This is a genomic window from Ferrovibrio sp. GW821-FHT12B10 (assembly GCF_058807515.1).
This window is the reverse complement of the sequence record NZ_JBXAQT010000002.1, coordinates 354517-372442: the sequence shown is the minus strand read 5'-3', so window position 1 is coordinate 372442 and position 17926 is coordinate 354517. Positions and strand designations below refer to the sequence as shown.

The following is a 17926-nucleotide window of genomic DNA, read 5'->3' as shown; positions in this document are numbered from 1 at the left end:
CGGGCACGGCGCCTTTTATGCGTTAGGCCCCATGCTCGGTTATATTGTAGGACGACTGGCGCAGGCGCTGGCGGTGATGCTCGCCGTCGCCCTGGTCGCCTTTATGCTGTTCAATTATGTCGGCGATCCCATCAACAACATGGTGGGGCAGGACGCGACGACGACCGACCGTGCCGAGCTGCGTGAGCAACTCGGTCTCAATGATCCCGCCGTGGTGCAGTTCGGCCGCTTTCTGGGCAATGCCGTGCAGGGCAATTTCGGCCTGTCCTACCGCTTGAAGCGTCCGGTCTCAGCACTGATCCGCGAACGCCTGCCGGCGACGCTGGAACTGGTTTTCCTCTCGGCGCTGGTGGCGGTGGCGATCGGCCTGCCGCTCGGCGTCTATACGGCGCTGCGCCGTGATGGCTGGCTCAGCCGTGTCGTGCTGACCACCAGCCTGGTCGGCGTGTCGCTGCCCACCTTCGTGATTGGCATCGGGCTGATCTACCTGCTGTCGGTGCAGTTCGATCTGTTGCCCAGTTTCGGGCGCGGGGAGGTGGTCTCGCTCGGCTGGTGGAGCACCGGCTTCCTCACCAAGTCGGGCTGGGCCGCCATCGTCATGCCTGCCGTCACGCTGAGCCTGTACCAGCTTACGCTGGTGCTGCGGCTGGTGCGGACGGAAATGCTGGAAGTGTTGCGCACCGAATACATCAAATTCGCCCGTGCCAGGGGGCTGAGCAACCGCATCGTGCATTTCCATCATGCCCTGAAGAACACCATGATGCCGGTCGTCACCATCGTCGGTTTGCAAATCGGCGGTCTGATTGCATTCTCGATCGTCACCGAGACGGTGTTCCAGTGGCCCGGCATGGGGCTGCTGTTCATCCAGGCGGTTGGTTTTGCCGATGTGCCGGTGATGGCCGCCTATCTGGTGCTGGTGGGCGCCATGTTCGTGGTGCTGAACCTGATGGTCGACCTGGCCTATTTCGTGATCGATCCGCGCCTGCGCATGGACCGCTCCAAGGCGGCGGGGCGTGCGACATGAGCACGGTAACGATGCTCCGGCGCTGGTACGACAGTGATCTGGCCTACAGCTTCCGCCGGTCACCCGCGGTGGTGGTCGCCGCGGTGGTTGCGCTGGTGATCATCCTGGCCGCCGTCTTCGCGCCGCTGGTCGCGCCGTTCAATCCCTTTGATCCGGGTGCGCTGAAGCTGATGGACGCCTTCACCGCGCCAGCCTGGACGGAGGAAGGCAAGGCGCTCTACCTGCTGGGCACCGATGACCAGGGCCGTGACCTGCTGTCCACGATCCTCTATGGCAGCCGCATTTCGCTGCTGGTCGGATTTTCCGCCATTACCTTCGCGGCCGTGTTCGGCACGCTGATCGGTGTGCTCTGCGGCTACCGCGGCGGCTGGCTCGACATGGCGGTCATGCGCCTGGCCGATGTGCAACTGACCATCCCGAGCATCCTGATCGCGCTCACCATCGATGGCGTGACGCGCACGGCGCTGCCGCGCGAGCTGCATAACGAGATTGCGATCTTCGTGCTGATCTTCGCCATCGGCATCGCCGACTGGCCGCAATTCGCCCGCGTCGCGCGCTCGGCCGCTATGGTCGAGCGTCACAAGGATTATGTCTCGGCCGCCCGCGTTATCGGCCAGCCGTCCTGGGTTATCGTGTTCCGGCATGTGCTGCCCAACACGCTCGGCCCGGTGCTGGTGCTGGCGACCGTGGGCCTGGCGCTGGCGGTGCTGTCGGAAGCGACGCTGAGTTTCCTCGGCGTCGGCGTGCCGCCGACCCAGCCGTCACTGGGCACGCTAATCCGCGTAGGCCAGAGCTTCCTGTTCAGCGGCGAATGGTGGATCACCTTCTTCCCGGCGCTGACGCTGGTGCTGCTGGTGCTGGCGGTCAACGTGCTGGGCGACTGGCTGCGGGATGCCCTGAACCCGAAGCTGCAGTGAGAGACGGGTAGGAGAGCGGGCAGGGGCGCTAGTTCACCTTGCGCGCCTTGTCCTTCCAGTATTTCTGCTTGGCCGGATCGGGCGGGATGCCGGGCCGGCCTTCGGCATAGAGGCGCGCCAGATCGTACATGGCGCCGGCATGGCCGCTGCTGGCCGCACGCTCCATCCAGCGCAGCTCTTCCTTCGGATTGACGTCGCCTTCCTCGCTGTTGCCGTAATGCAGCGCCAGCGCATAGGCCTCGGCCGTATCGCCCAGCTCGGCGGCATGGCGGCTGGCGCGCAGGGTTTTGGGCATATCCTTCATCGAGCGGTAGCAGTCGGCCAGCAGCGCCCACAGCCGGACATCCTTCGGCGTGTCGAGCACCGCCAGCTCCAGCTCCGCCGCTGCCTGCGGATATTCGTTCACCAGTGCGGCATAGCCGGCGAAGCGGTAGCGATAGCCGGCATCGCCCTTGGAGACGCGGATGGCCTGGCGGAAGGACTGCAGGCCCTCCGGATAGAAGCCGCTGGCGAAATAGGCCTGCCCCAGCAGGGAATGCAGTTCGGCATCCTGCGGCCGGGCGGCGACGGCGCGCTCGCAGGCCGCGGTCTGGCCGCGCTCTCCCTCTCGATGGCATAGGGTGACATCGTCCTGCGCCGCCACTGGCCCGGCCCAGAGGGCCATGCAAAGCAGGAGGGAAAGGCGGTGGGGAGCGGTCATGGCCGGCGTCAGAGCCGGGCCTTGATATCGGCGGCCAGTTTCGCAATCGCCTCGTGATCGCCGGGCGACAGGCTCCAGTTCAGTTTCGCGTTATCGCCGAGTCGGCGCGGCAGCACATGAACGTGATAATGCTGCACCGACTGGGCTGCGCCCTGGCCATTGGCCTGCACGATGTTGAACCCGTCATTGGGTACGGCATCCACCACGGCGGCGGCAATCCTCTTCGCGGTGCGGGCTACGGCGGCGATACTCTCGTCGTCGGCGTCCAGCAAGGTGGAGTGGTGTGCCTTGCTCAGCACCAGGGCATGGCCGTGATTGAAGGGGTTGATGTCCATGATGGCGAAGCTGCGGTCATCTTCATAGAGCTTGAAGCTCGGCGCTTCGCCCTGCACGATCTTGCAGAAGATGCAGTTCTTGTCCTGCGGCAACCCGGCCATGCTTCCCTCCCGCTTTTTTCCGCATGTTAGCGCGGCCTTTGAGGGGATGCTATTCGCTTTCCTCGATAGGTTGCACTTGACGAAATGGTGAATGCTCGTCCAGTGCGGCGATCATGTCGCCCATATGGGCGCGTTCCTGTTTCAGGTAGCGGCCCACGGCATCGTGAAAACCGGGATCTGCCATCTTGTGGATAGAATAGATCGGCACCGGCAGATATCCGCGCGCCAGCTTATGCTCGCCCTGTGCGCCGGCTTCCACGCGGGCGAGACCGTGGCGGATCGCATAGTCGATGGCCTGGTAATAGCAGCATTCGAAATGCAGGCCGGGGTGGTATTCGATGCAGCCCCAGTTGCGGCCATAGAGCGTGTCGCCACCCAGCATGTTCCAGGCGCCCGCGATCCAGCGGTCTTCGCGCCTTGCCATCACCAGTACGATGCGATCCGACATGGTCGCCTGCAGGCGATGGAAAAAGTCGCGGTTGAGATACGGCCGGCCCCATTTGCGGCTGCCGGTATCCATGTAGAACTCGAAGAAAGCATCCCAGTGCGCGTCGGTCAGGGCCTCACCCTGGAAGATCTCGATCTCAATGCCGGGCGCTACCGCTTCGCGACGTTCCTTGCGGATCGCCTTGCGTTTGCGCGAGGCGAGCTGCTCCAGGAAGGCGTCGAAATCGCGGTAGCTGTCATTCTGCCAGTGAAACTGCTCGCCGATGCGCAGCAGGATGTCGTCGTTATCGGCAAGCTGGTCGCTTTCGGCCTTGGTCAGGAAATTGACATGCAGGGAGGACAAGCGATAGCGCCGCATCACTTCCTCGGCGCCCTGCAGCAGCACATCGGCGATGCTGGCGAAATCCTGGTCCGGCGCCACCAGGAAGCGCGGGCCTGTAACAGGCGAGAAGGGCACGGCGGAGAGCAGCTTGGGGTAATACTGTCCGCCGGCGCGGCTATAGGCCTCGGCCCAGTTGTGATCGAAGATGTATTCGCCCTGGCTGTGGCCCTTGATGTAAAGCGGCAGGCAGCCGATCACCCGGCCATCGCTCTCGGCCACCAGATGCGTGGGCTGCCAGCCGGTGCGCGGCGTGACACAGCCTGACTGCTCCAGGGCATCGAGGAAGGCATGGGCGATGAAGGGATTGTCAGGTCCGGCGCAGGCGTCCCAGTCGGCAGCCGGAATGTCGGCGATCCGTGCCAGTGCGCGGATGCTGATTCCAGTTTCGGTTCCGCCTGGGCTGCGAGGTGTCATACCAGAAAGATCATGCTTGGGTCGACAGGTCCTCGAAGATCACGTTGTCGGCATGGGCCGCGGCGCGCGCGCGCTCGGCCGTGGTGCGGACGGTCCAGCTCAGGAGAGGCAGGCCGCGCCGCCGGGCTGCTGCCGTGATCTCGGATGGCAGGTCGCGGACATCGTAAGCCAGGAAGTCAGGATTGCCGTAGCCGGTCATCAGGGCGCGCTTCAGTTGCATCCGGGTAAACCAGTTAAGGCCCTTGGTCATATTGGCAAGGTCCGTCGAGATCTGGCCGCGCACGATCTGCGGCGCGTTCTTCTGGAACCACTTCACGGTGCGCGGATTGAAGGACTGCACCACGAAGGGGCCGGGATAATGCTGCAGCATGCGGGCGACGCTGGTTTCCAGTGGGCCGACCGGCTCGCCCTTGTCTTTCTTGATCTCAACCACCAGCGGCACGGCGCCCTGCACCTGGTCCAGCAGGTCGCGGAAGCTGGGCACGGTTTCCTCGGTGCCGAGCAGCTTGAGCCGCTTCAGATCGGCCAGCGCCATCTGGCAGACGATGCCGTCTTGGCCGCACAGGCGCTTCAGGTCGGCGTCGTGAAACACCACCACTTGCCGATCGCCGGTGATGCGCACGTCGGTCTCGATGGCAAAGCCGGCATCGATGGCTTTCTGGAAGGCAAGACGCGAATTCTCCGGCACACCCAAGGCGATGTCATGCAGGCCGCGATGCGCTACCGGCGTCTTGGTCAGCCATTTGGGAAGATCATCGGGACGGGTCATGGCGGCAGTCTCAACGTAGGAGGAAAACGGCATCGGCCTCGAAGGCGATGTCCATCGGCAGGGACGGCGCCGCCGTAGTGGTGCGCGCCGGGCGGTTCTCGACGCCGAACAGATCGGTCAACATGTCGGTCGCGCCATTGGCAACCTTCTGCGCGTCGATGAAATCCGGCGTCGTGTTCACCAGGCAGAGCAGCTTCACGCAGCGGTCGATGCGGTCGAGATCACCATCGCAGGCAACGGCCATATGCGCCAGCAGGTTCAGCGCGGTCAGGCCGGCGGCGGCATAGCCATCTTCAAAGCTCAGGTCGCGCCCGACCTTGCCGCGATAGCGGATCTCCGATCCCCAGGTGGGGCCGACACCGGCCACATGCACCAGCTTGCCTACGGCGACGAAGCCGACATAGGTCGCAACCGGCTGCGGGGCCGGCGGAAGCGTCAGCCCTTTCGCCTGGAGAACCTCGGCGACCGGAGCGCGCATCGGGTCAGGCGATTTCGAAGATGGCGTCCACTTCGACGGCCACGCCGCGCGGCAGCGACACCGCGCCGACGGCGAAGCGCGCATGCTTGCCGGCATCGCCGAAGACCTCGACCATCAGGTCGGAGGCGCCGTTCACCACCGTCGGGTGGTCGATGAAGTCCGGTGTGCAGTTGACGAAGCCGCCGACTTTCACGCAGCGCACAATGCGATCCAGGCTGCCGCCCAGTGCATTGCGGGCCTGCGAAATGATGTTGAGGCCGCAAAGACGCGCTGCCTGCTTGCCGGTCTCGATGTCGACGCCGGCGCCGAGCTTACCCAGATAGCGGACTTCGCCGTTGAAGATGGTGATCTGGCCGGCGACGAACAGCAGGTTGCCGGCGATCACGGTCGGCACATAGTTGGCGGCGGGGGTGGCCGGGGCGGGCAATTCAAGCTTGAGGGCGGCGATGCGGGCGTCGTGGCTCATGGCGAATCCTGGGGGTTGAACGGCACGGAAAACCTGTGCCGGTTCTAGCCCGGATGACGCGCGACTGGCAACGCGCCGGCCTGTCGGTAGGCCCCAAGGTCAGGATTATTGCTGCTGGCGGGCCTGTTTGCGGCTGTACATTGCCCGGTCGCAATCCCGCAGCAGGTCTTCCAGCCGGGTGGCGCCGTCATAAGGCGCGAGGCCGTAGCTGATGCCGGTGGGGATCAGGCTGTCGCCATGGCGCAGCGGCTGGCGCTCGATCCGGGTCACCAATTCGCCGAGACGGGTCTCGGCCTGGGCCGGGCAGGCGCCGGGCATCGCCAGCACGAATTCGTCGCCATGCAGGCGGGCGAGGCAGTCGGTGGCGCGGGCGATCGGAGCCAAGCGCTGGGCCACATGGCGCAGCACCGCGTCGCCGGCAGGGTGGCCGTGGCGATCGTTGATCGCCTTGAAGCGGTCAAGGTCGAAGAAGGCCAGCGTGCCGCCACGGGCTTCGCGCTTGGCGCGGGCAAGTTCAGCCTGCATGAAGCTTTCAAAAGCGCGCCGGTTGGGCAGGCCGGTGAGTTCGTCGGTGGTGGAGAGTGCCTGCAGTTCGGTAATGCGGCGCGCCTGATCGACCAGCATCTGCTCGCTTTCGGCGGCCGCGGTGAGAATCTGCTCGACCAGATCATGCTTGCGCGGATCGGGGTCGCGGCGCAGCGCCAGGCGCAGGCGCAGAACCAGACTGGCGAAACCCGGTGCGGAGCCACTCTCCGCAGGCGGGGCGGCCAGATTGAAAACAGAGCTGTCGTTTGCAGGGTTCATGACACATATCCACTCTTGCTCCCTAGACGTAGCAAGCGGTGTGCCAAGCATAAAATACTGGAAAACTGCCATTTATTTTGTCGGACTCAGGCAGATTTTGCCGGTTGGAGCGAGGCCAGCAAGGCCAAAGCATGGCACCGCGCCGTGCCCTGCGGTCGGAAAGCCGTGCATGGTGTCCGGCCGTGATCAATCGGGGCGCGTTACGGGCTGCGCAACGTCGGCCACAGACGGGGCGCGGCGTTTGTGTGCGGAGCGACATGTTTCTTTCCAATTCGCCTAAGGCTATTCTCGGCCAGTGTTTTTTGGATTTACCCCCAGCCGGGATTCGGTCGTGTCGATGCGCCGCGCGTTGTTTTCGCTGTTTTTGCTGCTTGGCCTGACCGGCCTGCCGGCTGATCCCGCTCCGGCGGTCGACAACAGCGCCGAGCTTCAGGTCATTGCCAAGGGGCTGGCCAGCCACCGGGCGCTCTATACCCTCTCGGTTGCCCGTCTCGACCCTCGCAATTACCGCAACGGCGTGGCCGGCGGCCTGAGCATGGAATTCGTTCATGCCTGCGACGGCTTTGTGCTGAACCAGCGCTTTGTGATCGAGACCAGCACCGAAGACGGCGCTGTGCTGACCAATATGACGCTGAACTCCTGGGAGGCGCTGGATGGCCAGCGTTTCCGCTTCAAGATGAAGGACGAGGTCAACGGCGACCTCGAGCAGGAGCTGAACGGCGAAGCGAAACTGAATGGCCGCAGCGGCGGCGAGGTGCGTTTCACGCTGCCTGAGGACACCGATCTGTCGCTGCCGGCAGGCACGCTTTTCCCGACCGATCATACGGTGCGGCTGCTGGGTCTGGCGCGCAGTGGCGGCAATTGGCTGCAGGCTTCGGTTTATGACGGTTCGTCGGCGGATGCCTATAGCGAAGTGGGCGGCTTCATCGGCGGGGAGATGGCGGTGGAACTCGGTGAAAAGACGGTGCTGGCGCCGCTGAAAGGCCAGCGCTCCTGGCGCATCCGTCTGGCGTATTTCGCCTCCGACAAGCAGTCCGATACGCCGGAATACGAGATCGCCTATCGCCTGTACGAGAATGGCGTGGCCGATGACATCGTTTTCGATTATGGCGACTGGGCGATCCGCGCCACGTTGAAACTGCTGGAAATGAAGCCGCGCGACGCCTGCTAAAGGCTGCTGCCGGCTGGCCAGAGCCAAGCCGCGCCGCGCACGCCCGAACTGTCGCCGTGCTTGTTCTTCACCAGCGGCGTCGTCACCACATCCGAGAAGACGAAGGCGCCCCACAGGCGCGGCACGTTGCGATACAGCCGGTCGAGATTCGACAGGCCGCCGCCCAGCACCACCACATCGGGGTCCAGCACGTTGAGAATGGTGGCCAGTCCGCGCGCCAGCCGGTTTTCGTATCGCTGCAGTGCAGCTTCGGCCTGCGCGTCGCCGGCCTCGGCGGCAGCAAGGATTTCACCGCCCTTGAGCATGCGGCCCGTGGCGGTGACGAAATCCAGTTCCAGCCCGGTACCTGACAGCCAGGTCTCCTGACAGCCGCGCTTGCCGCAATAGCATTGCGGGCCGGGCAGTTCATCGGGTTGCGGCCAGGGCAGGGGATTGTGGCCCCATTCGCCGGCAATCGCATTGGGTCCGCTGACGACGCGGCCATCCACCACGATGCCGGACCCGCAACCGGTGCCGAGAATCGCGCCGAACACCACGCCATGATTCGCCGCCGCGCCGTCGCTGGCTTCGGACAGCGCAAAGCAGTTGGCATCGTTGGCGAGCCGCACCGGCCGGCCAGTGGCTGCGGCCAGATCCTGGTCCAGTGGATGACCGATCAGCCAGACCGAGTTGGCATTCTTGATCAGGCCGGTGGCGGGCGAGATGGTGCCGGGAATGCCGACGCCAATCGGCCCCTGCGCGCCGGCCTCGGATTCGACAGCGATGCTAAGATCGCGCAGCGCCTGCACTGTGGCGTTGTAATCGCCGCGTGGCGCCGGCACGCGACGGCGCGCGCGGATGGCCCCGTCATCGTCCAGCGCGATGGCTTCGATCTTGGTGCCGCCGAGGTCGATTCCGATCCGCATGACCATCACGTTTCCGTCAGCAGCGCGGTCACATGGGCCTGCATCAGCGCCCAGCTTTCGATGCGATGATGGCAGTCCGGCGCCGGTCCCAGCAGGGCGGCCAGTCGCGGATCGGCGATGTAATGCAGCCGGTGCACGGCCGGCGCCATCTGGGCGACCGAGCTGTGGTTGTGCGGGATGTCGTCGATGAACACGGCCGTGGCCGCAGTCTGCCGCAGCATGGCGACAACCGCCGGCCCCTTGGGGCCACTGTTGGCGATCAGCGGGAAGGGCATGCCATGCCGGGCCAGCGCCCGGCTGCGCGCGGCACGCGCCGCCATCGGCACATTGCTCAGGATGACGATCTGGGCGGCTTTGGACAGCTCGGCCAGGGCGTCGGCCGCGCCTTCCACCGGGTCCATCAACTCGGTGGCTTCGGCGAAGAAGCGCTGCAGCAGGGGATGCAGGACCTCGGCATCCACCGGACTGTCATCCTCGCGGCGGCGAATATTGCCGTGCAGGGCGTAGGAGGCCCAGTCGAAATAAAGCTCGCGGCCGGCTAGGAAGGTCTCCAGCCCGCGCATGAAGTAGAACAGCACCTCGTCGGCATCGACGATCAGCAGCGGTTTCCCGGCCTGCAGGGGCAGGACGGCCAGTTGTTCGGCAACTGGGGCGGGAAGCTCAGGCAAAGGTGCGGATTTCAGGCTCATCTGGCGGCTTAATGTCATCGTAAACGGCTTGGCCCGGGCGGATCAGAATGCTACAAAATACTGGATACACAGGAAAATCGCGTCGGGCGTAGGCGCAGACACTATCCGGGGACGGGGGCTGATGAGCAAGACCGTATTGATCGTCGAGGACAACGAACTCAACATGAAGTTGTTCCACGACCTGCTGGATGCCCATGGCTACCAGACCCTGCAGACCAAGGACGGCATGGAAGCGCTGGCCATGGTCCGCAAGCACCGTCCCGACCTGATCCTGATGGACATCCAGCTGCCGGAAGTCTCCGGTCTGGAAGTCATCAAATGGATCAAGGAAGACGACAACCTGCGCACCATCCCGGTGGTGGCCGTCACTGCCTTCGCCATGAAGGGCGATGAGGAGAAGATGCGCGAAGGCGGGTGCGATGCCTATATCGCCAAGCCGATCTCGGTGGGTAAGTTCATCGAGACGGTGAAGCAGTTTCTCGAGCCCAAAGCCTGATCCACAGCAGACAGTAGACCGATGACCGCGCGCATTCTGGTCGTCGACGACATCCGCACCAACATCAAGGTGCTGGAAGCGAAGCTGACCAGCGAATATTACGAGGTGATCACCGCCGCCAGTGGCCCGGAGGCGCTGGAGGCGGCTGTCGTTCAGAAGCCAGACCTGATCCTGCTGGATGTGATGATGCCCGGCATGGACGGCTTCGAGGTCTGCCGCCGCCTGAAGGCCGATCCCGAGACGGCGCATGTGCCGGTGATCATGGTGACTGCGCTGGGCGATCCCGAGGATCGCGTGCAGGGCCTGAGCGCCGGTGCCGACGACTTCCTGACCAAGCCGGTCGACGACATCGCCATGTTTGCGCGCGTGCGCTCGCTGCTGCGCGTCAAGCTGATGCTCGACGAACTGCGCATGCGCGAACGCACCTCGGCCTCGCTGGGCGTGATCTCGCCGCCGGTGCCCAGTCTGGATGAGGACTACGCGTCGGCGCGTATTCTGCTGGTAGAAGACAATCCACGCGACCAGGTGCGCCTGCAGCGCATGATCGAGGGCCAGTTCCAGATCGAAATCCTGGCCGATGGCATGGAGGCGCTGCATCGCGCGCGCCAGACCGAATACGACTCCATCGTGATCAGCCTGGGCCTGCAGAACCCTGATGGCCTGCGGCTCTGCTCGCAGTTCCGCACCACCGAAGAAACCCGTAATGTGCCGATCCTGCTGCTGGTAGGGCCAGACGACCAGAAGCAGCTGGTGAAGGGGCTGGAGATCGGTGTCACCGACTATGTCGTGCGCCCGATCGATCGCAACGAATTCATCGCCCGTCTGCGCGCCCAGGTGCGCCGCAAGCGCTATCAGGATCGCCTGCGCCTGCATTACCAGCAGAGCATGGAGATGGCGGTCACCGATCCGCTGACCGGCCTGTACAATCGCCGCTACATGGCCTCGCATCTGTCGACGCTGCTGAGCCAGAGTGCCAGCCAGCATGGCACGGCGGTGGCCATCCTCGACCTCGATCACTTCAAGTCAATCAACGACACCCACGGCCATCCGGTGGGCGACGAGGTGCTGCGTGAGCTGGGCAACCGCATCGTACGCAACATCCGCGGCATCGACATGGCTTGCCGCTATGGCGGCGAGGAATTCGTCGTGCTGATGCCCGACACAGACCTCGAATCCTCTGAGGTGGTGGCCAACCGCCTGCTGCAGGCCATCGGCACCAAGCCGATCGTCACGCGTGGTGCCGGTGAACTGACGGTGACCTGCTCGATCGGCTGCACCTCGTCGAATGACGCCGACACGGCGGACACGCTGCTCAAGCGGGCGGACGAGGCGCTGTACGAGGCCAAGCATGGCGGCCGCAACCGGATCGTTTATCGCCAGGCTTGAGACCAGATATTCAGGCAAATAAAAAAGCCCCGCTCGATTGGCGGGGCTTTTTGCATTTCAGGCCGGCGCGAGGCGCGCCTGGCGGGAAACCTTACTTGATCTTGGTTTCCTTGAATTCGACGTGCTTGCGCGCCACCGGGTCGTACTTCTTGAACGACAGCTTTTCGGTCTTGGTGCGCGGGTTCTTCTTGGTCACGTAGAAGAAGCCGGTGTCGGCGGTGCTCAGGAGCTTGATCTTGAGGGTAGTCGGCTTGGCCATGACTCGTGTTCCAAAAAAGCGTGCGGCTGGGATTGGCGGCGCAGCATAGGGATTCGCACCCCGATGTCAACCGCTTAAGGATTATCCCAGCGGATCATGGGTTTACCCTGGCGATAGCGCCAGAAGGCGGTGCGTTTGGGCTGCAGGTCAGGGTCCAGCCCGGCGACCAGACCCAGGACGAACTCGGTGATGTCGGCCAGTGGCAGCCTGAGCGCCTCCTGGACCGGCCGGAAGGCCAGGTCGAGCAGCTCACCCGAGCCGGCCAGGGTGACCGGCAGATCGGCGGCGTCCTGCAGGAAGAAACGGGCATGGAAGCGGATCGGGCTTTCGGACGGCGTGATGGCCCGGCAGAGGTAGCGCAGGCCCGACAGGTCTGGCCGCAGCCGGCCATGCTCCAGCCGGCCGAGCAGGATGCCGGTCTCCTCCCAAGTCTCGCGCACGGCGGCCACGGCCAACGCCTCATCGATCCGGTTATGGCGTATAGTCAGTGGCTTGATCGGGCTTTCTGATCTATCGGATAAATCGAGCCGGCCGCCCGGAAAGGCGTAGACATCAGGCAGGAAGCGGTGTTTTCCAGCGCGCCGGCCCATCAGCACTTCAGGCCCGACAGGGCTGCGGCGGACCAGCACCAGGCTGGCGGCATCCCGGGGTATGACCGGCCGGGTCATACCAGGTCCTGCTGCCTCTGGCCCCGGCGCATGTAATGGAAGGGCACCGGCCGCGCCGGATCCGTGGCGGCGGCCGGACTGAGCCAGGCCGCCAGCTCGGCCAGCACGAACTGGGTGATGCCGGGCAGCAGCAGGTCGCCGGTATCGGCCGGGGCGATCCAGGTCAGCTTGTCGAGCTCGGGCGAGGGGCGCAGTGCGCCCTCGGCGGCTTCGGCCGGAGCGGCAAAGAAGCGGGCGTCGAAGCGGCGCGGCCGGCCGGGCGGGGTGATGGCGCGACAGATATAAAGGAGCATCGAGGGGTCGGGCGCCAAGCCGCCGGCGCAGAACTCGGCCCAGCTCGGCGGCAGGTCTTTCTGCGCCCCGGCCCGGCCGGCGATGCGCAGCCCGGATTCCTCGAAGGTTTCGCGGATGGCGGCGAGCGCCAGCGCCAGCGCCAGCGCCTTGCGCGGGCCGGTGCCCTTGGCGCGGCCGAGCCGCGCCGCGCTCACCGCGTTGAGCGGCGCGGCAGCGCGAATGCGGTAGTCGGCGAGGTCGAGGCGGCCACCAGGAAAGACATAGCGGTTCGGCATGAAAGCGCTGGCACCATGGCGCTCGCCCATCAGCACCTCGAGACGGTCACCCTTGCGGCGATACAGCACCAGCGTGGCCGCGTCGCGGATCGCCTGCAGGCGAGATTGGCTGGACTGGGGCTTCGAGTCGGCGTTTCCCATCGGGACAGTATAGCTTCAGTGCGGCTCGCTGCCGAAGCCATGCATGCGCTTGGCCCATTGCAAACCAATCAGCGCGCCCTTGATCTGTGGCAACAGCCACAGGCTGAGCAGCAGGGTCAGCGGCAGCCACAGCGCCATATGCACCCATTCCTCCGGCTGGACCTTCTGTTCCAGCAGCAGCATCAGCGGCACGATGATATGGGCGACGATCAGGATGGTGAAATAGGGCGGCGCGTCATCGGCGCGATGGCCGGCAAGTTCCAGGCCGCAGGACGGACAGGTGTCGTTGACCTTGAGATAGCGGCCATACATCCGCCCTGTGCCGCATTGCGGGCAGCGCTTGCGCCAGCCGCGCCACATAGCCTGTCCGGTCGGCCGCTCGATCAGGTCGTCGAGCGACAACGGCATCACATCCAGCCTTTGCGCTTGAACCACCAGTAGGGCAGCACGGCGGAGGCAACCATCATCAGGATGGCGAGCGGATAACCGACCTGCCAGCTCAGTTCAGGCATATGTTCGAAGTTCATGCCGTAAATGCTGGCGATCAGGGTCGGCGGCAGGAACACGGTGGCAGCCACCGAGAAGATCTTGATGATCTTGGTCTGCTGGATGTTGATCAGGCCCAGTGTCGCATCGAGCAGGAAATTGCCCTTGTGCGCCAGGAAGGCCGCCTGTTCGTTCAGCGACTGCACGTCGCGCGCCAGTGTCTTCAGCCAGGTGCGGCTTTCCTTGGTGCCGCGCTGCTCGGCCATGGTCAGCGTCAGGAAGGCGATCAGGCGTGTCAGCGACAGCAGGCTATCGCGGATGCGCGAATTCAGATCCTCGACATGGCCGAGTTTGCGCACGGCTTCTTCCAAATCCACTTCATCGGCGGACTCGTGTTGTGGAACTCCGTAGCCGAAGATGTTGCGCGAGACACCGTCCAGGTCCTTGCCGGCGATCTCGAGCACGTCGGCAGCGCGATCGATAATGGAATCGAGAATGCCGCACAGAACTGCATCGGGCGAGGCGAGCAGAGTCTGCTGGCGCTGGGCGCGGGCGACGAACTGGCGGAAGGCGAGCGGATCGGCATAGCGCAGCGTCACAGTGGCGCGTGGCGTGCGCATGAAGGTGACGGCCGTAGTCTGCGGCTCCGGCGTCTCGGCCTGATACAGCACGTTGGCAGTCATGAAGCTTGAATCGCCCTCGCGATAGAGGCGACTGGAGATCTCGATCTCCTGCATCTCTTCGCGCGTCGGCATTTCGATACCGAGCAGGCGTTCCACGGCCTTCTCCTCGACCTGGCTGGGCTCAAGCAGGTCGATCCACACGACGCCTTCGGGAAGCGTCGAGTCAGGGGAAAGCTCAATCCGTTGCAATTGGCCGCTAAGCGGCAGGTAGGCAGTGATCATGCTGGCCGTCCCTGGTGTTCCGGCGCTGCCCCGGCGGTGCAGCGCGGCGCCCTTGTAGCCCTGTAAGCCGGGCCTGGGAAGCCCTGAAAACACGCCTGCGGCAAATTTGCCGCCACGGCAACCTAGGGCCGAGATACGGCAGTTTTATGGCGTGACAGGGTTATGGAGAAACAGGGCTCGGAATCGGCAGGGGCAGGCCGCGGGCCTGCATGACGCTGCGCAGGCGGTCGGGATAGTCCGAGATCAGGCCGTCCACCTTCATGGCGATCAACTGCTCCATGACGGTTGGATCGTTCACCGTCCAGGGGATCACCTGCAGCCCCAGCGTCTGCGCCTCGGCCACCAGCTCCGGCGTCACATTGCGCCAGAAGGGCGACCAGATCTGTCCACCCGCCGCTTTGACGAGCGCGGGCGTCGAGGCATGGTCATCGGCGTCCAGGCCGCCGAGCCAGGGGCTGGCGCCGGGTTGTCCGCGCTGCACATTGTCCGAGTTGCCGCCTTCGATGGTGAGGTAGGCGCGCGGGATATTCGGCGCGAGACGCCCGGCCACCTTCAATGTGCGCCAGTCGAAGGACTGGATCGAGGCGCGCCCGGCCAGGCCGGCGCTCTGAATGGCGAGCACCAGCGCGGTGGCGAACCGCTCGGGCGGCGCGCTCTCCTCGGGCTTGCCGGGATGAATCTTGGTCTCGATGTTGAAGCGCACGGCTGTGTTGCCGCTTTTGGCGACCAGCGCGAAGACATCGCCCAGCAGCGGCATGCGGGTGCCATCGACCGGCTTCTGCTCGGGATAGGTCTGGCCATAGCGGCTGCTCGGGTCAAGGCGGCCGACATCGTAGCGCTGCAGCTCGGCCAGCGGCGTCTGCCAGATGACCGGGCCGGGTGTGGCGATCCACTTGCCGTCCAGGCGCGCCAGATGCGGCAGCAGCACCGGGTCATGGCCGACCACAAGGTGGCCGTCCTGAGTCAGGTTGACGTCGAATTCCAGCGTGCTGACGCCGAGCGACAGCGCCGTGGCGAAAGCCGGCAAGGTGTTCTCGGGCGCCAGGCCGCGTGCGCCGCGATGGCCCTGCAGATCGAAGGCGAAAGCGGGGACTGTGACCAGCACCGCAGCGATGGCAAGAGCAAGAGAGCACTTCATCGGTTCTTCTTGCTCCTGTGCTTGGCCCAGCTCGGGCGGTTGGTGGGTTTCTTGACCACTGGCTTGGCATTGCCGCCGCTATGCTGGCGACGCGGGCGAGCACCGCCGCTGCCGACAATCTCGAAGCGCAGGCCACCGGTCACCGGCGTGGCCTCGGCCAGCAGCACGGTGGCGGCATCACCGAGCCGGAAGCGCTTGCGGGTGCGCTTGCCCACCAGGGCGCGATGCGCCTCGTCATGCTCGTAGAAATCGTCACCCAGGGTGGAGATCGGCACGAAGCCGTCGGCGCCGGTATCGTCCAGTTCGATGAACAGGCCAAAGCGGGTGACGCCGGTGATGCGGCCCTCGAATTCGGCGCCGACATGGTCGGCCATGAAGGCAGCCACGAAGCGGTTCAGCGCATCGCGCTCGGCCTGCATCGAACGACGCTCGGTCAGTGAGATATGCTCGGCGATGCCCTCGAAATTCGCATCGTCCTCGGGCGGCAGGCCGTCGTCACCCAGGCCGAGCCCGCGGATCAGCGCGCGATGCACCAGCACGTCGGCATAGCGGCGGATGGGCGAGGTGAAATGCGCGTATTTGTTCAGGTTGAGGCCGAAATGGCCGCGGTTCTCGGGGGAGTAGGTCGCCTGCATCTGGCTGCGCAGCACCACTTCATTGATCAGGCGCTCGTGCTCGGTGCCTTTCGCGGCATCGAGGATGGCATTGAAATGCATCGGCCGCAGGCCCTGGCCCTTGGCCAGCCGGTAGTCCAGCGTGGCAAGGAACTTGCGAAGACTGTCGATCTTTTCATCGGACGGCTGCTCGTGCACGCGATACATGCAGGGCTGCTTACGTTTTTCAAGCTCCTCGGCCGCCGCCACATTGGCCGAGATCATGAAATCCTCGATCACCTGGTGGCTCAGCATATGCTCGCGCGGCTTGATCGCGGCGATATGGCCGTTCTTGCCCATGACGACGCGGCGCTCGGGCGCGTTGATCGCCAGCGGCTGGCGGGCGGCCCGCGCCTTGTTCACGGCGGCATGGCAGGCATAGAGCGGCTTCAGCACGGTTTCCAGGAAGGGAGCCGCAGCGTCATCCGGTTCTCCGTCAATCGCCAACTGCACCTGACGATAGTTCAACCCGGCGGCGCAGCGCATCAGGCCGCGCACGAACTTGTGGCGCAGCTTGTTGCCGTTGGCGTCGAACCACAGATGCACCGCCATGCAGGCGCGGTCCTTGCCCTCGACCAACGAGCAGAGATCGGCCGACAGCGCCTCGGGCAGCATCGGTACGACACGGTCGGGGAAGTAGGTGGAATTGCCGCGCTGGCGGGCGTCATGGTCCAGCGCCGCGCCCGGCCGCACGTAATGGGCGACATCGGCGATGGCGACGATGGCATGCCAGCCGCCGGAATTCTTCGGATCGTCGTCGGGTTCGGCAAACACGGCATCGTCATGGTCGCGCGCGTCTTCCGGGTCGATGGTGATCAGCGGGATGTCGCGCAGATCGTCGCGCTTGCCCAGGGTAACCGGCTTGGCCTTCTGCGCATCATGCAGGGCGGCATCGCTGAACTTGGTCGGGATACCCAGCGTATGGATGGCGATCAGACTCAGCGCCTTGGGATCGGTGCTGCTGCCGATCACCTCGATGACCTTGGCTGTCTTCAGGCCGAAGCGGCGGCCTGACATCGGCTGCGCCACCACGATCTCGCCAGCCTTGGCATGGCCGCGATGCTCGGGCGCGATGATGTATTCGTGCCGCACCTTCTTGTCGGTCGGCTGCAGGCGGCCTTCGCCGGTCTCGGTGAGGGTGAAGACGCCCAGGACCGGCTGCTCTTCCTTTTCCAGCCGCTTGATGACGCGGCCGGCATAACGGTTGCGGCCGGCGCGCTGCAGGCGGGCCAGCACGCGATCGCCGACGCCGACATCGGCCAGTTCACGGCGGCGCTGCTTGCCGCTGACTTCAAAGATGATGCGTGGCGCTTCGCCTTCGCCAGCCCATTCCACTGGCCGGCCCATCAGATCGCCATCGCGATCCAGTCGCACAATGTCGACCAGCGTCACCTCGGGCAGCTCGCCCTTCGGCGTCATGCGCTTGCCGTGGCTGGTGCTGACGTCGCCCTCGGCCTTCAACTCGCGCAGCAGGCCTTTGAGCTGGACGCGCAGTTCCGGCCCGACGCCGAAGGCCTTCGCGATCTCGCGCTTGCCCACCTTGCCGGGGTTGTCGGCAATGAACTTCAGGATGTCCTGTTTGGACGGAAGGCCGGGATGGTCTTTCTTCTTGGCCACGCCGC

21 protein-coding genes are annotated in these 17926 nt (G+C 64.9%); 5 read left to right on the top strand and 16 right to left on the bottom strand.

Annotated features, from left to right (window positions below):
* Window positions 1–31 precede the first annotated feature (31 nt).
* Both AC1RRT_RS19535 and AC1RRT_RS19530 read left to right on the top strand, forming a co-directional pair.
* Window positions 32–1024, top strand: a complete 993-nt coding sequence (locus AC1RRT_RS19535) for an ABC transporter permease (RefSeq protein ID WP_493015593.1) — start codon at window positions 32–34, stop codon at window positions 1022–1024.
* Entirely contained in the window at window positions 1021–1941 is a 921-nt protein-coding gene (locus AC1RRT_RS19530) for an ABC transporter permease (protein WP_493015591.1), read from the top strand. The genes AC1RRT_RS19535 and AC1RRT_RS19530 overlap by 4 nt, the downstream gene beginning before the upstream one ends.
* A 28-nt stretch (window positions 1942–1969) precedes the next feature.
* Here AC1RRT_RS19530 and AC1RRT_RS19525 read toward each other — a convergent pair whose 3' ends face one another.
* From AC1RRT_RS19525 to AC1RRT_RS19495, 7 genes are all read right to left on the bottom strand, one after another.
* Window positions 1970–2641, bottom strand: a complete 672-nt coding sequence (locus tag AC1RRT_RS19525; RefSeq protein WP_493015589.1) for a tetratricopeptide repeat protein — start codon at window positions 2639–2641, stop codon at window positions 1970–1972.
* A gap of 8 nt (window positions 2642–2649) precedes the next feature.
* A complete protein-coding gene (locus AC1RRT_RS19520) occupies window positions 2650–3078 on the bottom strand; it encodes an HIT family protein (RefSeq protein WP_493015587.1) in 429 nt (142 codons plus the stop codon).
* Between the two features lie 49 nt (window positions 3079–3127).
* On the bottom strand, window positions 3128–4321 hold the full coding sequence (locus AC1RRT_RS19515) for a GNAT family N-acetyltransferase (RefSeq protein WP_493015585.1): 1194 nt from the start codon (window positions 4319–4321) through the stop codon (window positions 3128–3130).
* Between the two features lie 10 nt (window positions 4322–4331).
* Window positions 4332–5090: a glycerophosphodiester phosphodiesterase family protein gene (locus AC1RRT_RS19510; RefSeq protein WP_493015583.1), complete on the bottom strand. Its 759-nt coding sequence runs from the start codon at window positions 5088–5090 to the stop codon at window positions 4332–4334.
* Between the two features lie 10 nt (window positions 5091–5100).
* The gene (locus AC1RRT_RS19505; RefSeq protein ID WP_493015581.1) at window positions 5101–5568 is read right to left on the bottom strand and encodes a RidA family protein; all 468 of its coding nucleotides are present in this window, start codon (window positions 5566–5568) and stop codon (window positions 5101–5103) included.
* 4 nt (window positions 5569–5572) lie between these two features.
* Window positions 5573–6034: a RidA family protein gene (locus AC1RRT_RS19500; RefSeq protein WP_493015579.1), complete on the bottom strand. Its 462-nt coding sequence runs from the start codon at window positions 6032–6034 to the stop codon at window positions 5573–5575.
* Window positions 6035–6139: 105 nt separating this feature from the next.
* Window positions 6140–6838 (bottom strand): GGDEF domain-containing protein, encoded by a 699-nt coding sequence (locus tag AC1RRT_RS19495; protein ID WP_493015577.1) that lies wholly within the window; start codon window positions 6836–6838, stop codon window positions 6140–6142.
* A gap of 337 nt (window positions 6839–7175) precedes the next feature.
* Between AC1RRT_RS19495 and AC1RRT_RS19490 the strand changes: the two genes are divergently transcribed.
* The gene (locus tag AC1RRT_RS19490) at window positions 7176–8009 is read left to right on the top strand and encodes an EipB family protein (protein WP_493015677.1); all 834 of its coding nucleotides are present in this window, start codon (window positions 7176–7178) and stop codon (window positions 8007–8009) included.
* Here AC1RRT_RS19490 and AC1RRT_RS19485 read toward each other — a convergent pair.
* Both AC1RRT_RS19485 and AC1RRT_RS19480 read right to left on the bottom strand, forming a co-directional pair.
* The gene (locus tag AC1RRT_RS19485) at window positions 8006–8920 is read right to left on the bottom strand and encodes an ROK family protein (RefSeq protein WP_493015575.1); all 915 of its coding nucleotides are present in this window, start codon (window positions 8918–8920) and stop codon (window positions 8006–8008) included. The two genes, AC1RRT_RS19490 and AC1RRT_RS19485, sit on opposite strands and share 4 nt — an antisense overlap.
* Window positions 8920–9621: an HAD family hydrolase gene (locus AC1RRT_RS19480; protein WP_493015573.1), complete on the bottom strand. Its 702-nt coding sequence runs from the start codon at window positions 9619–9621 to the stop codon at window positions 8920–8922. Before AC1RRT_RS19480 ends, AC1RRT_RS19485 begins: the two co-directional genes overlap by 1 nt.
* Before the next feature lie 103 nt (window positions 9622–9724).
* Here AC1RRT_RS19480 and AC1RRT_RS19475 point away from each other — a divergent pair, with 103 nt between their 5' ends.
* Together AC1RRT_RS19475 and AC1RRT_RS19470 are read left to right on the top strand one after the other, a co-directional pair.
* On the top strand, window positions 9725–10099 hold the full coding sequence (locus tag AC1RRT_RS19475; RefSeq protein WP_492973235.1) for a response regulator: 375 nt from the start codon (window positions 9725–9727) through the stop codon (window positions 10097–10099).
* A gap of 21 nt (window positions 10100–10120) precedes the next feature.
* Window positions 10121–11485, top strand: coding sequence for a PleD family two-component system response regulator (locus AC1RRT_RS19470; protein WP_493015572.1), 1365 nt, complete (start codon window positions 10121–10123; stop codon window positions 11483–11485).
* A gap of 91 nt (window positions 11486–11576) precedes the next feature.
* Here AC1RRT_RS19470 and rpmG read toward each other — a convergent pair whose 3' ends face one another.
* The 7 genes from rpmG to rnr form a co-directional block, all read right to left on the bottom strand.
* Entirely contained in the window at window positions 11577–11744 is a 168-nt protein-coding gene (rpmG, locus tag AC1RRT_RS19465; protein WP_297684618.1) for a 50S ribosomal protein L33, read from the bottom strand.
* Window positions 11745–11818: 74 nt separating this feature from the next.
* Window positions 11819–12412 carry an NUDIX hydrolase gene (locus AC1RRT_RS19460; protein WP_493015570.1) on the bottom strand — a complete coding sequence of 198 codons (594 nt, stop codon included), beginning with the start codon at window positions 12410–12412 and terminating at the stop codon, window positions 11819–11821.
* Window positions 12409–13122, bottom strand: a complete 714-nt coding sequence (locus AC1RRT_RS19455; RefSeq protein WP_493015568.1) for an NUDIX hydrolase — start codon at window positions 13120–13122, stop codon at window positions 12409–12411. Before AC1RRT_RS19455 ends, AC1RRT_RS19460 begins: the two co-directional genes overlap by 4 nt.
* A 15-nt stretch (window positions 13123–13137) precedes the next feature.
* A complete protein-coding gene (locus tag AC1RRT_RS19450; RefSeq protein WP_493015566.1) occupies window positions 13138–13530 on the bottom strand; it encodes a DUF983 domain-containing protein in 393 nt (130 codons plus the stop codon).
* Complete coding sequence (locus AC1RRT_RS19445; protein WP_493015564.1) at window positions 13530–14513, bottom strand: magnesium transporter CorA family protein; 984 nt, start codon at window positions 14511–14513, stop codon at window positions 13530–13532. Before AC1RRT_RS19445 ends, AC1RRT_RS19450 begins: the two co-directional genes overlap by 1 nt.
* Before the next feature lie 160 nt (window positions 14514–14673).
* Window positions 14674–15651 carry a glycerophosphodiester phosphodiesterase gene (locus AC1RRT_RS19440; protein WP_493015562.1) on the bottom strand — a complete coding sequence of 326 codons (978 nt, stop codon included), beginning with the start codon at window positions 15649–15651 and terminating at the stop codon, window positions 14674–14676.
* On the bottom strand, window positions 15648–17921 hold the full coding sequence (gene rnr, locus AC1RRT_RS19435) for a ribonuclease R (protein ID WP_493015560.1): 2274 nt from the start codon (window positions 17919–17921) through the stop codon (window positions 15648–15650). Before rnr ends, AC1RRT_RS19440 begins: the two co-directional genes overlap by 4 nt.
* Window positions 17922–17926: the final 5 nt, after the last annotated feature.